Source organism: Chrysiogenes arsenatis DSM 11915 (assembly GCF_000469585.1).
Classification (GTDB): Bacteria; Chrysiogenota; Chrysiogenetes; order Chrysiogenales; family Chrysiogenaceae; genus Chrysiogenes; species Chrysiogenes arsenatis.
Genome location: NZ_AWNK01000004.1, coordinates 1 through 14256, shown reverse-complemented (window position 1 = coordinate 14256; position 14256 = coordinate 1). Strand labels below are relative to the sequence as shown.

General features: G+C 49.1%; 10 protein-coding genes and 1 pseudogene. 5 read left to right on the top strand and 6 right to left on the bottom strand.

Annotated elements, in window-relative coordinates:
* From asnB to P304_RS0101945, 5 genes and pseudogenes are all read right to left on the bottom strand, one after another.
* Window positions 1-1869, bottom strand: a complete 1869-nt coding sequence (gene asnB / locus P304_RS0101970) for an asparagine synthase (glutamine-hydrolyzing) (protein ID WP_027389168.1) — start codon at window positions 1867-1869, stop codon at window positions 1-3.
* A gap of 86 nt (window positions 1870-1955) precedes the next feature.
* Window positions 1956-4121 carry a KAP family P-loop NTPase fold protein gene (locus P304_RS13550; RefSeq protein ID WP_034763777.1) on the bottom strand — a complete coding sequence of 722 codons (2166 nt, stop codon included), beginning with the start codon at window positions 4119-4121 and terminating at the stop codon, window positions 1956-1958.
* A gap of 582 nt (window positions 4122-4703) precedes the next feature.
* Window positions 4704-4883: pseudogene (locus tag P304_RS17560) on the bottom strand (restriction endonuclease subunit S); the annotation flags it as partial.
* Window positions 4876-5934 carry a virulence RhuM family protein gene (locus P304_RS0101950; RefSeq protein WP_027389166.1) on the bottom strand — a complete coding sequence of 353 codons (1059 nt, stop codon included), beginning with the start codon at window positions 5932-5934 and terminating at the stop codon, window positions 4876-4878. The gene P304_RS0101950 and the pseudogene P304_RS17560, both read right to left, overlap by 8 nt.
* Window positions 5935-6071: 137 nt before the next feature.
* Window positions 6072-7154, bottom strand: a complete 1083-nt coding sequence (locus P304_RS0101945) for a Fic family protein (protein ID WP_027389165.1) — start codon at window positions 7152-7154, stop codon at window positions 6072-6074.
* Between the two features lie 340 nt (window positions 7155-7494).
* On the opposite strand from P304_RS0101945, the gene P304_RS0101940 reads away from it, so the two are divergent.
* From P304_RS0101940 to P304_RS13535, 5 genes are all read left to right on the top strand, one after another.
* Entirely contained in the window at window positions 7495-8502 is a 1008-nt protein-coding gene (locus P304_RS0101940; RefSeq protein ID WP_034763775.1) for a Fe(3+) ABC transporter substrate-binding protein, read from the top strand.
* Complete coding sequence (locus P304_RS13545) at window positions 8503-10143, top strand: ABC transporter permease (protein WP_034763772.1); 1641 nt, start codon at window positions 8503-8505, stop codon at window positions 10141-10143.
* Window positions 10144-10159: 16 nt separating this feature from the next.
* Complete coding sequence (locus P304_RS13540) at window positions 10160-11269, top strand: ABC transporter ATP-binding protein (RefSeq protein ID WP_051321320.1); 1110 nt, start codon at window positions 10160-10162, stop codon at window positions 11267-11269.
* A 21-nt stretch (window positions 11270-11290) separates the two neighbouring features.
* Entirely contained in the window at window positions 11291-11662 is a 372-nt protein-coding gene (locus P304_RS0101925; RefSeq protein WP_027389163.1) for a metallopeptidase family protein, read from the top strand.
* Window positions 11663-12068: 406 nt separating this feature from the next.
* Window positions 12069-13379 (top strand): beta strand repeat-containing protein, encoded by a 1311-nt coding sequence (locus P304_RS13535; RefSeq protein WP_051321319.1) that lies wholly within the window; start codon window positions 12069-12071, stop codon window positions 13377-13379.
* A gap of 71 nt (window positions 13380-13450) precedes the next feature.
* Here P304_RS13535 and istB read toward each other — a convergent pair whose 3' ends face one another.
* The gene (istB, locus tag P304_RS0101915) at window positions 13451-14218 is read right to left on the bottom strand and encodes an IS21-like element helper ATPase IstB (RefSeq protein ID WP_027389162.1); all 768 of its coding nucleotides are present in this window, start codon (window positions 14216-14218) and stop codon (window positions 13451-13453) included.
* Window positions 14219-14256 lie beyond the last annotated feature (38 nt).

Genomic DNA, 14256 nt, shown 5'->3' with positions numbered 1-14256 from the left:
TCACAACGCAGGCATCGCAAACTCATCCATAAATATGCCAAAACTCAGGACGATCATCAATAAATCATCTTCATACGGCACATTGAGTTGAAATCCGGGTGAACGGTACTGAGCTATCAGCCGTTCGACGACATCGGGATTAAAAAACCCTTGTCGCTCAATCGTGCTGCGCGAAAGGGTATCCTGCACCCATTCCAGCGATTGCCCAAGCAAATATGGGCTGCCGGGGGCGACAAAACCAAATTTTTGCCGTTCGCGAATGGGCGCGGGGATATACCTTTCGCCAAGCCGTTTCAGGAGATATTTTTCGGTTAAGCCGTGGAGTTTAAGGTCAGGAGGAATTTCACGGACGAGGTTCAGTACGTTGATATCCAGAAATGGGTAACGCGCTTCCACCGAATTGGCAAAGGCCGCGCGGTCGCCATGATCGGACAATAAATGCGAGGCGAGGCGCAACTTTAAATCAATATAGGCGCGGCGATGAACGGGGTGACGCCCAACGAGCTTGCGGGTATCAACCACCCCCGCGCGCACAGCATTGAATTCATGGAACTGCTCCAGCGCGCGGCTGGAGTAGAGTGCTTCGCGCACGCCCTGAAACTGGTAGAGATTTTTTTCGTAAATAAAGGATTCATCGCCCCACAGCTCTTGTCGCAACTCTTTTTCCAGCAGCGCTTCGGGGTCAAAGGGGTCGTCATCGCCTAACTCTTGCCGCTGGCGGTCAAACTTATATCCGTAGTAACCAGCAAAAAGCTCATCCGCCCCTTCGCCAATCAGCACCACTTTCATCCCCGCTTCCCGCACCGCGCGCGATAGTGCAATGGAACAGGTGTCGTAACTTTCGCGCAGTGGACTTTCGGCATGGCGAATCATAGTACGGAAGCCTTCGCTGATCTGTGGCCAGTCAAAGCGGGATTCATGGTGGATGGAGCCAACATGGGCGGCCATCATCCGTTGAAAGTGCGTTTCGTCAATTTCTGGCTGGGTAAAGCCTATCGAAAAGGAATGGCGTCGTTCGTCGGGAATCAAGGTATGTAAAATTCCGGCAATCATCGAAGAATCAAGCCCACCAGAAAGGTAATAGCCGACGGGAACATCGCCGAGCAGGCGGAGCTTGACAGCATTTTGCAGGGCTTCGTCCAGTCGTTCCAGATAATGGTTTTCATCCTGATAGGCAATTTCCCTTTCGCGCGGGTAGTGCATATCCCAGTATTGGTGCTCGCTCATACCGTCTTTTCCCACCAGCATATAATGGCCCGCTTGCAGGCTGCGAATGTGGCGAAACATGGTGCGTGGGGCGAGACAGCCGGGGAAGGCAAAGACTTGATCAAGGCCAGTGAGATCGACTTCGCGCTTGACGCTGGGATGTTGCAAGAGTCCCTTGATTTCTGAGGCGAAAAGGAAAAGCCCGTCTTGATCGGTATAAAAAAGCGGCGCTATCCCAACATGATCGCGCGCCAGCAGTACGCGGCGCTGCGTGGTGTCATAGAGTGCAAACGCAAATTGGCCGTTCAGGCGCGGGATGAAAGCGACCCCTTCTTCTTCGTACAGGTGCAGGATGACTTCGACGTCCGTGTTGGTAGTAAAGCGATGGCCGCGCTGTTCTAAACCAGCGCGCAATTCACGGAAGTTAAAGATTTCGCCATTACAAATCAGCACCAGTGAGCGATCTTCGTTGTAGAGCGGTTGGTTGCCGCCGACTAAATCGACAATAGCGAGACGACGAAAGCCGAGTCCCAGGTTTTTTTCTTGGTGAAAACCGACGTCATCCGGCCCACGATGGAGTAGGGCGGAGGTCATAGCGCGGAGCGCGTTTGCGTCGATTCGTTCGCGTTGGTGTCGATCAAAAATTCCCGTGATGCCACACATGAAACTGCTCCGGATGGTTGATATGGCAATTTTGCACTATTCATATAGCAGCAAACGCTGTGGACTAAATTTGCAGCAAAGCGAAGTTACTGTTGGTCATTTTCAGCATCAGTTTTCGCCTGCTCTTTAAGGACATAGTCGTGTAGCCAAAGAAATTGGTTTGCAAGTAATTGGTTTCTATCTTTATCGTCTCCTGGATATTCGATTGAAACAGAGGGTAGTTGACCTATTTCATGGGTTATTGCTGAGAGAATACTTTCAGGGTCAATTAAGCCAACTATTGAATTATACTGCTCTCTTTCGAGGTCTGACTTACGTGAGATCCCGGATTCCATCCCCCAGGCCGTTGGAGTGAAGGTGTCTAAGAACCTGAAAACAGATTGTTCACTGGTTTTGAAGATGCTGGCGAGATATTCTTCGACTTCTGATTTGCCGATGTATTTTTTAACTTGATACAATAAGCGGTCGCATATTTTAGGATAGACTGTTGTGATATCTACATCACTCTCCAGAATCGATTTAATTCGCTCGGCTAAAATTTTGCCAATGGCACTTATTTCATCTTCGGTAAAACCGTCTATTTCTGGTCGATCTTTATCCTTCACTCGTAACCATCGAAAAATTTCCACTGAGAATTCAATGTCTGGTGCTGTTCTGATGCAGAGCTGAGATAAAGATATTCTTTCACCTTTATCAGAGATATTCTGAATTAGACCACTAACAAGCATTGCGGCTTGAGCAAATGGATTATTGAAGTTGAATAAATTTTCTGGATTAGGGAATCGATCTGAATGCAGCAGAAGAACTTCTGCCAATGTCATAGATGATTCTCGTGAAATGGATTTTGCTTTTGAGCGTAGTTTCCGGATGAGCCTATCTGCATTTTGCGTCGTTAATAATTGATCGAATACTTTTGCGGTCTCAGCGAGATCATCTTTTGATGAAACTTCGATCAGGTTTTGAATGGTCTGGTCTGAGATATCATCCTCGGGAACCGCATATGCGAAATATCTTTGAAAATAAGAAGGAGAGCATATCCTCTGTGCATCCGACCAGCTTTGTTCCCAATCTCTCCCGTGGTGTGTGTTTCCGTACACTGCTTCAAGCTTAGGGAACATGGATTTTAATAGGCTTAATATCCCATCGATTTCTTCTGGGTCTGACGAATCTATTGACCCTTCAATGGTGGCTATAGTAAGTGATTTTTCTTTATCGCGGTTACTACTATACGAATCTCTTACGCTACCGGTGAACATCTCCGCATTTTTTTTGATTACCTCATACACTTTAGGAAAGAATACTCTCACACCTTCTATCAACATGACATCTACTGGATTTGTCTCTCCTTTAAGAATAGGCAACGAGAACAATAAAATATTGCCATACATCCGGGCTTTTCTTGGTGTTTTTAGTCTTTTGTCAAAAGCAGCCGTAAAGTTTCTTGCAAATTCTTGAGCTTGCTGTTCCGTTAACTTTATTTCAGCTAAAGTGAGAGCACTGTCGACACCTTCAAAACAAAAACCTCTTAAAATCTTCCTATCGACAGACGGCAAATTCAGTGGCACCTGAATAATTTTTTCAAGAAACGCTTTTCCTGCGTTCTCAACCCCGGCACCATATCTATCTTGTAAAGCTGATGAAACCACTTGCTCATCAAATGCCAGTATATATGAAGTAAATTTAAAGTCGGCTGTCAGCTTTACCAGTCTAAATGTTGCGTGAATTTCCTCTTTTTCCAACCGGTCGATATCGTCGGCTAATATCACGACCCTTTTTTTAGCTTCTTCCAATGTTGTTTCTATTCTAGACCTGAGTTCATTTAAGGATGGACCAGCCATAAATTGAGCAACCCCATCGCCTATCCCCTTTTGGCCAAGTGCACCGGCAGCTGCCGGTGCAACTTTTTTGATGATGTCCTTTACTTTCTCACCTGAAGTTATGAGTTTTGTGTCAAGGGCATCGGCAATGTTATGAAAAAATCCTTCCAGTAATTGTTCTTCTGTGCCATATCGCCAAGGATTAAACCTGATGCATATTACATTTGATTCGGTTTTTAATGCTTCTTCTATGAAGTTCAGAACTGTAGTTTTACCATCACCCCAAGCCCCATATAATCCGATCACGATGCTACTTGGATCACTCTTTTTAGCGATGACCTCGGAGATCCGTTTGGAAAAAGGCCATCTGGAGAATCTATCCTTATCCGGGCTCGATATTGGCGCATCTGATGAGTAGTTTGCATGATTTGTCATACTGATTTTCCCTTCTGTGGGGTAATGCCGCTCATACACACGACTTTGAAGTTAAGCTGAATCTGGAATAGAATGATGTCGCAGAGCTTGGCATTGTTGGAGGCAGTCGCTAAGTATCAAAAAAACCAGGTTGTAAAGTTACCGTTTTCGGTAACAGATAGTGGCGGGGCTATTGCGTCTCGTTACCAAGTAATGAGAAGATTACAATGCACACGGCCATGCTGCAAGATCTCAATTTCAACAAACAGTACTGTCCGACGTCAATTGCTTTGTCCTTCCTCGTTGCCAGTGCCCGAACTTCACACGTCTAAACCGCCTTGCCAACCTCCTTCTTAAGCATCAACTCACGCAATTTTCCTGCATGGCGAAGGTCAGGATCAGTTCACGCAATTTGGCGATGCCGTCGGGCGCGGCAAAGGCGGTGTCGAAGTGCTGTTCTAGCAACTCGAAAGTTCGTTTATTCGTCGTTGTTCCTTGGAGTCACCACCCCGTCAGGCTGCGCCTGCCACCCCTCCAAAGGAGGGGAATTATTCTCTTCGAATTCCCCTGGCGCCTTCGCGCCTTCGTGCCTTCGCGTGAGGCTCTTTCCCGCTCAATCTCCCGAAGCAACTCTGAAGCTGGCGGATCATTCGGGTTTTGCTCCACCAGTTTCCCTTGCATGGCGAGGGTCAGGATCAGTTCACGCAATTTGGCGATGCCGTCGGGTGCAGTAAATGCGGTGTCGAAGTGCTTTTCCAACAGTTGTGCGGTTTGCTTATTCATCGCCGCTCCCCGGTTTCTGTAGCGTGCCGATCTGCTTCAGCATTCGGTCGAAGTCGCTTTCAAACAACTGATCCTGCACAATGCGGTACTTCTCGAACTCGCTTTCGGCGTGGGCTTTGGCGATCTCTGCTGTAACCTTACCGGCGTCCTGTAGAATCTCGCGGTCGGTAGCTTCGATGAATTTGTTCAGGCGGGTTTCCCAGTCCTGCATGGTCATGGGGATTTTGCGCTGCGCCATGCTTTCGGCCACATCCAGATAGGCGTTGACCAGCCGGGCTAGTTGCGCCATTTCCTCTTCGGTCAGATAGTTCTTTGCCACGCTGACATCGAATTTCTGGATTTTGCCTTGCGGAGCATCTTTCCAGGTGGTCAGGCCCATGTGCGGCTTGTCGGCATCGGCGCGGTTGACAATGACCTCCGCCGCCGTCTGGCCGTGGATGGCCCAATGTAACTTGTTTTGCACTGTAGCGAAAAAGCGTTTGGTGGCTTGGGCGGTGACGTCGTAGTCGATGGCGGTGACGTAGATGTCGGTGATCTTCTGGTAGAACCTGCGTTCCGAGAGTCGAATTTCCCGAACGCGCTGCAGTTGCTCTTCAAAGTATTGTTCGGTCAGGATGGAGCCACCGCTTTTGATGCGCTCATCGTCCATCACATAGGCCTTGATAGTGTACTCATCGATGATGGTGGTGGCCCACTTGCGGAACTGCACGGCCCGCTCTGAGTTGACCTTGTAGCCGACGGCGATAATGGCGGGGAGTTTGTAGTGCAAGGTGTTGTAGTTTTTGCCGTCTGCGGCAGTTATTCGAAAATTTCGAATAACTGAATCCTCCTGCAACTCACTGTCTGAAAAAACCTTTTTCAGGTGGTAGTTGATGGTATGGGTTTCAACATCGTAAAGCACGCCCATCATCTTCTGGGTCAGCCAGATGCTTTCGTCGGCATACACCGCTTCGACACCACCGCTGCCGCTGGCGGCAACGAAGGTCAGATATTCCGCTGCCGAAGAACGGACAATGGAGACGTCCTTGCCGGTTTTTTTCTTCTTACTCATTCGAAATCCTTCGCGGTTTCGTGTGAGACGTATCTTTCATTCATCGCCGCCCTCCGTTTTTTATTCTACTCAATATCGTGTCATTTTACAGCAGAGATGTTTATACAGCCGCTATTTGGCGCGTGCCATATGGCTACTCACTTGCTCAGTAAATCCAGAAACCTTTGATTGATGTAGTACACTTCGCGACCCGCTTTGATCGCTCGTAAAATGCCGATGTGCTCTAGGCTTTTGAGATAGCTTGAAGCAGTCTGCCGATGCGCAATACCTGCTTCTTCTAGAAAGCGGATTTTGCAGTAGGGTTGCCGATAGAGCAATTCCAGCAGTTCTTTGCTGTATACCTTTGGGAGCTGGGTGCGCACGGTTTCCATGTCTGCGAACATCAGATCACGGATTGACAGGATTTTCGCGCGCGTCTGTTGAGCGGTTATTTCTACTCCACGCAGAAGGTAGAGTATCCAGTCTTCCCACGCTTGGCGCTCAGTAATCCCCCGGAGTCCGGCGTAGTAGTCGTTTTTGTTTTCGATAATATAACGGCTTAGGTAGAGAATAGGAATTTCCAGCAGATTGTGCTCAATGAGGTAAAGGATATTGATGATCCGCCCAGTACGCCCATTGCCATCGGTAAAAGGGTGAATCGCTTCAAATTGGTAGTGGATTACCGCGAGTTTGACCAGCGGGTCGACTCCATCTTCGGCGTAGATGAACTTTTCAAAGTTAGCAAGTTTCTGACGCAGTACGGCTTCCCCTTCTGGTGGCGTGTAAATGATGTCGCCTTGGCTGTTTGTCAATTTTGTTCCAGGAGTTTTGCGCACACCAGCGGTGGTTTGCTTGATGATTTGAAACAGCTCTTCATACAAGTTGGTGGTTAATGGACGGTTGTGCTGGCGGATGGCACTGAATCCATGCCAGAGTGCTTCTTGGTACCGCAGTACTTCTTTGGTGTGCAAATGAGCTTTTGCGCCATGGTTGGCGAAAGCACGATAGAGTTCGTCGTTGGTTGTTACGATATTTTCGATTTCAGATGAAAGTTTTGCTTCTTGTAGGCCAATTGATTGAACCAGAACGGCTTGATTTGGCACCAGTTCGCCGACGCCTTTCAGTTCCGCCAACGCTCTGTTTGCACCAATTGCTGCTTTCAGAACGGCCTTGCTTTCAAGCTCAACATGCGGTGGTAATTCTGGCAGGTCATTATAAGGTCGGCGTGGATTGAAGGTCATATCTGGCTCCTGCTGCAAGGCGTATACGTGTCGAAAAAAATGTCTTTTTTCGACATGTATGGAGTATATGTCGAATCAAGCGACATATCTACATAAAAAGCTGGTGCTAAATTCACACAACCTGACACTAATTTTGATCCCTGATTAACTTTTCCGCATGACATTCGGCATGTCTTTGGATATTGCCACCGTCTGAACATGACACTCAATAAACGAAATACGCATAAAAATTAGACTCTGCAAAGTTTATATAAAATGTATTGACTACTTTGATGCTACTATGATAAATCCGCGCCTCAACTCTATTCAGAGTTGTGAATCATTTCTTGTGAGGTTTCGCATGCGTCTCCTAGTTATTTTGCTCTTTCTCACAGCATTTGCCAGCTATTCTGTAGCGCAGACGGTGAATGTGTATTCGTACCGTCAAGCTCATTTGATGGAACCATTGCTTCAGAAATTTAAAGCGGAGACGGGTATCAATTACCTTCTCTTAACTGGTGCCGCTGGCGGTCTCTTGGAGCGTTTGATTCGCGAAGGGGAAAATAGCCCGGCTGATGTGCTGATCACGGTTGATGCGGGGAATCTTGTTGCGGCGAAAGTGGCTGGCGTTTTGCAGCCTATTGAGTCGGAAAAACTCAAGCAAATCATCCCGGCGCACTATCGCGATAGCGATAATCAGTGGTTTGGACTTTCCGCTCGTTCGCGGGTCATTTTTTATGCTCCCGACAGAATACAGGCTGACGCGATAAACAGTTATGAGGCTCTAGCAAACCCAGCGTTGGGTAAAAAAATCTGCGTGCGCAGTTCGTCAAACATCTACAATCAGTCGCTGGTGGCAGCTATGGTCGCGCATCATGGGGTAGAAGCTACTGAAGCGTGGGTGCGCGGTTTAGTGGCAAACTTTGCCCGTCAGCCTCAGGATAATGACACGGCTCAGATTTATGCGGTTGCTGCTGGCGAATGTGATGTTGCAATTGCGAACACCTATTATTTTGGAAGACTATTAAGCTCTGATAAAGAAAAAGATCAACAAACGGTTAAAGCGGTACAAATGCTCTGGCCAAATCAGGATTCACGTGGTACGCATATGAACCTGAGTGGCGCTGGGGTCACAAAAAGTGCGAAGAATAAAGATGCGGCGATTGCGCTGATTGAATTCTTAGCCAGCGAAGCGGCTCAAGAGGTGTATGCCAACGAAAACAACGAGTTTCCTGTCAATAGCGCGGTGGCTATTTCGGGGCCGATAAAAGCGCTGGGAACGTTCAAGGCGGATACTTTACCCTTGGCGGAACTCGAAAAGCATCAAGCAGAAGCGGTAAAAATTATGGATCGTGCTGGCTGGAGATAAATGACGAATTTGCGAATATTTTCATTGTGGACAACGTTGACGTGGGGTGCCGCCATTTTGGTGGGCATCCCAGTTTTCGTTGTATTGAGCTATATATTTACCCCTTCGTCGGAACTCTGGAGCCATTTGTTCGCGACGGTGCTCCCGCGCTACGTCGCTAATTCTTTGTGGCTGATGCTTGGAGTCGGAAGCGGGACCTTGCTGCTTGGCGTTGCGACGGCGTGGCTGGTGACGATGACGCGTTTTCCTGGGCACCGTTTTTTTGAATGGGCGCTGCTGATACCGCTAGCGATACCGGCGTATGTTATCGCATTTACGTATACCGGTTTGCTGGAATACTCGGGGCCAATTCAAACAATGCTGCGTGACTGGTTTGGCTGGCGTAGCGCGTCCGACTACTGGTTCCCGCAGATCCGCTCTTTATGGGGAGCGATCATTATGATGACGTTGGTCTTTTTCCCGTATGTCTATATGCTGGCACGTGCTTCTTTTTTGGAACAATCCGCCACGGTACTGGAAGCGAGCCGTACCCTTGGGTGCGGAGCGTGGAAATCATTTTTTCTGGTGGCGCTCCCTTTGGCGCGTCCGGGGATTGCCGGTGGTTTGGCGCTGGTGTTGATGGAAACCCTGAATGATTTTGGAACGGTTGATTTTTTCGCGGTGGATACGTTCAGCACGGGCATTTATCGCACGTGGCTGGGGATGGGGAATGTGGCGGCAGCGGCACAACTTGGTGCGGTGATGATGCTGTTTATCTTTTCCCTGATTCTCTTGGAACGGTGGTCGCGCGGGATGAGCAAAACGGAACGTTCCTCGCGCGCCGATCGGATTGCATCACGGCACACCCTTTCGGGCTGGCAAGGTATGGCGGCTTCGTTGGTTTGCGCTCTTCCCGTTTTCTTTGGTTTTTTTCTTCCCGTCGCGGCGATGGGGTATTGGACTATTACTACGTGGGATTTTGTCGATAGCCGTTTTTTTGCGATGGCCTACAATAGCTTTGCCCTTGCTGGTTTGGCGGCGTTTGTGGCGGTGATTGTGGCGGTGATTCTGGCGTATGGGCATCGGCTGCAACCTTCGCGCGGCAAGAGCATTGCGCTCCGTTTCGCCTCGCTGGGGTATGCGATTCCGGGAGCTATTATTGCTTTGGGTGTGATGATTCCCTTCACGTATCTGGACAATATTGCCGCCAATTTTTTCCGTGAGCATTGGAATATCTCGACGGGGCAACTCTTTACCGGAACGTGGCTGGCGTTGATTTTCGCGTACTTGGTGCGTTTCCTTTCCGTTTCGCTCAACACGGTCGAAGCGAGTCTGGCGAAAATCACGCCGAATATGGATGGCGCGGCGCGCACGTTGGGGCATAGTGCCAGTTCAACGCTGATGAAGGTACACGCTCCACTGATGCGGGGGAGTTTGTTTACGGCGCTTATTCTGGTATTTGTGGATGTGATGAAGGAGCTCCCTGCCACGTTTATGATGCGACCTTTTGGGCTTGAAACTTTGGCGATACGCTCGTACGAAATGGCAAACGACGGGTTTTTAATCCAGTCGGCCAGTTCATCGCTGGCTATTGTCGCCGTTGGTATTATTCCCGTGATACTTATCACGCTCGCCATTCGTGGTTCGCGGGCGGCACACTAACCGATTGAGGAGAGCTATGATTCTTTCAATTTCGCACGTACACCACGCGTTTGGCCCACATAACGTTTTGCAAGATGTCAGCTTTACCGTTGCGGCGGGAGAGGTAATCTGCCTGCTTGGCCCTTCGGGTTGTGGCAAAACGACGTTACTGCGCCTGATCGCTGGCCTCGAAATATTGCAAAATGGGGAAATTGCGATTGGTGGAAATATTGTTGCCTCTACTGGCAAGTCGACTCCACCTGAGCAGCGCCATACCGGAGTGGTGTTTCAGGATTTTGCCCTCTTTCCGCATCTCAACGTGCGCCAGAATGTTGCTTTCGGGTTGCGTTCGTTGCCCAAAGAGAGTGTGCGGGCGAAAACTTTGGCCGCGTTACGGTTAGTGGGGATGGAGAAATTCATTGACCATTTTCCGCACCAGCTTTCGGGTGGGCAACAACAACGGGTTGCCTTAGCGCGTGCTCTCGCGCCAGAGCCGAAAATCCTCTTGCTCGATGAGCCGTTTTCGAGCCTTGATACCCGTTTGCGTTCGCACATCCGTGATGAGACGCTGCACATTCTCAAAAAAACCGGCATTGCCGCTGTGATGGTCACGCACGATCCCGAAGAAGCGATGTTTATGGGCGACCGTATTGCGTTGATGTCTCAGGGGGTGATTGTGCAGATCGATAACCCCCAGCAATTGTACTATCATCCGATCAACGCCTTTGTGGCATCGTTCTTTAGTGATGTGAACCGTATTGAGGGGTTTGTCGAAGCGGGTGTCGTCGCTACACCGTTTGGGCAGTTAGACGCGGCGCACATCCCTGATATGACGCCAGTGGAAATCTTTTTCCGCCCCGAATCGCTGCAGGTGAGTTTTGCGGAAGATGCACCTCATGGAGTGGCGGCTGAAGTCAGTGCGACCCGTATGCTGGTCGGCAGTACCTTAATTCACATGCGGCTTGAATTTTGCGGACCACAATGCCCTACCCACATCCACGCGAAAATTGCGGGGAGAATTCCATTGCGTGATGGTGCGCGGGTGATGGTTACCCTTGATCCCTCGCAAGTCTTTATTTTCCCCGGACAGATTTGTGCCGGTGATGCCTGCCTTGCACCGCAGCAGGCGGAAACGGTGAGAAGATAATGGTGGGAGTGGGCACGCGTTATGACCGAAGATGAATTCGCCGATTTGGCAGATGCGGCGTTCCGTGCCTTGCCACCCACTTTACGCGAACGGATACATAACGTCTCTATCGCTATCCAACGGAAACCCTCGGCACGGTTATTGCGTGAACTTGGCATGGAGGATGACGAAACCTTACTGGGATTATATGAAGGGATACCGCTTACCGAGCGCACGCATGACGGTATTGGCTCAGAGCCGGATATGATTACCCTTTTTCTGGAACCAATTATTGAGGCCAGTGATGGTACTCCCGCATCAATTCAACGGGAGATCGAAATTACCCTGTACCACGAAATTGCCCACTATTTTGGTCTTAGCGACGACCGACTCGATGAGCTCGGCGCGTATTGAATTGGTCGTCGTTCGTCTTCTCGTTAAATCTATTGTTAGCTATGTTTCCCATTTGTATATAAGTATTTAACCCGCTAGAGATTCGTCTGATTTTCGTTTCGTGTCGTTTCAGTCGCTTTTTTTCTGTGCCATACCTTGCCCTCAATATGCCGTAGATCTGTTAAATATTGAGGTATTTCAAATCTATCATCATCTTTTCGACTTTTAACTCATTTTGAGACTTAATGAAAACAAAGGGATAGCGTTGCTGTTTGCGTAGCATTTCATTGGCATCATATTTGCTCTAATGCATCCATGTGCGAGCGATTTTATAGTCGTGATGAATGGAGGGTGAGTGAATAATTATCGGTGAATCTTTGTAACTATCGCTTTCCTAAGTAGTTAAAAGAGAAATGGAGTTGTTGGTATGGAAAAGTTCAAGTGGTATAGTATTATTTGTTTCATGTTGATTGTTTTTGGTTCCATCACGGGCTGTGGCGGTGGTGGTGGGCATTGGGATGGTGTTCCGCGAGCTCTGAGCTCGATAACCGTTACGCCAGCAAGTTCTACGGTTATCATCGGCCTCAGTAAAGACTTTATTGCAACAGGATTGTACTCTGATGGCACCACTGATGATATCAGCGATGAGGTGGTATGGTCGTCAGGAACGCCTACTATTGCTACCATTTCATCTACAGGTGGCGCAACTGGGGTTGCGACAGGAGCATCGGTTATTACGGCCACACTCGGCACTTTATCCGGTAATACCACGCTGACGGTAATCTCAGGCACCCTGGGTTCGATCGTCGTGACGCCGGTGAATCCAAGCGTTGTGAACGGTTTGACGCGACAGTTTGTGGCGACTGGTACTTACTCGAATGGTACCTCAGAAAATATCACTTCGTTGGTGACATGGTCGTCTGGCACACCAGCTGTGGCGACGTTGAATCCGAATGGATCGGCTGACAGTGGTTTAGCAACGGGTATTTCGGCTGGCACGTCCCTGGTCACCGCCACCCTTGGCAGTATATCTGGTACTAGCACGCTGACCGTAACCGCAGGCACCTTGAGTTCCATCGTCGTGACGCCAGTGAATCCAAGCGTTGTGAACGGTTTGACGAGACAGTTTGTGGCGACCGGTACCTATTCCAATGGTACTTCAGAGAATATTACTTCGTTGGTGACATGGTCATCTGGCACACCAGCTGTGGCCACGTTGAATCCCAACTTTGAAGCCGCTAGTGGTCTTGCTACCGGAGTATCGGCGGGTCAATCAGTTATCACCGCCACCCTTGGCAGTGTTTCTGGTAACACTACGTTGACCGTAACCGCAGGCACCCTGAGTTCCATCGTCGTGACGCCGGTGAATCCAAGCGTTGTGAACGGTTTGACGCGACAGTTTGTAGCGACTGGTACCTACTCGAATGGTACCTCAGAGAATATTACTTCGTTGGTGACATGGTCGTCTGGCACCATTGCTGTGGCGACGTTGAATCCGAATGGATCGGTAAACAGTGGTTTAGCAACGGGTATTTCGGCTGGTACATCGCTGATCACCGCCACCCTTGGCAGTATATCTGGTACTAGCACGCTGACCGTCACTGCCGCGACCCTGAGTTCGATAGCAGTAACGCCGGTGAATCCAAGCGTTGTGAATGGTTTGACGCGACAGTTTGTAGCGACTGGTACCTATTCCAATGGTACTTCTGAGAATATCACTTCGTTGGTGTCGTTATGACAACCGAAAATTGACCACCTGTGATCACCGAATTTTGACCACCCTCGGTGGTTAGTAAATTAATCGTACAGCTAAAGGGTTTTCTTTTTTCCTCCTTTCAGAGACTGCTTGAGGCGATAGCTGTCCCAAGTGCATTCGATGATATGGGCGCGATGAGTTAGCCGATCGAGGAGCGCAGCGGTCATATTGTGATCACCAAATATCTGCGTCCAATCAGCAAAGCCAAGGTTGGTGGTAATGATCACCGAACCGCGTTCATGGCGTTCAGCGAGGATCTGGAAGAGTAATTCCGCTCCTTCTTTTGAGAACGGCACGTATCCGAGTTCATCGAGAATGAGCAGGTCAAGCCGGGTATATTTACCGAGTAGGCGATTTAAATCTCTCTCGGTGCGGGCTTCCACAAGATCATTAGCAAGAGTGTAGCCGGTAACGAAGCGTACTCGCTTGCTTTGACGGCAAGCCTCGATACCGAGAGCGGTTGCTAGGTGCGTTTTGCCTGCACCGCTTTTACCCATCAGGATCACGTTGCGGCATTCATTAAGGTAGTCTCCCACGGCCAGATCTCGCATTAGACGCTTGTCGAGTTCGGGTACAGCTTCAAAGTCGAAATTTTCCAGTGTCTTGAGCAGAGGGAATTTCGCCTCTTTAATTCGTCGTTTCTCGTTGTTTTCGGAGCGGATGCGTAATTCCAACTCCGTTAGTTCCAACAGAAATTGGCCATAATCGATTCCGCCGTCTCTGGCCTGACGCAACTGCTGTTCGATGTTGCGAGCCATATTGGTGAGATTGAGAGCTTTGAGATTGTGCTGCACCAGCAAAGCGTCAGCTACTCGACTCATAATCCACCTCCGAGGCAAGCATAAATGGAGATGTCAGC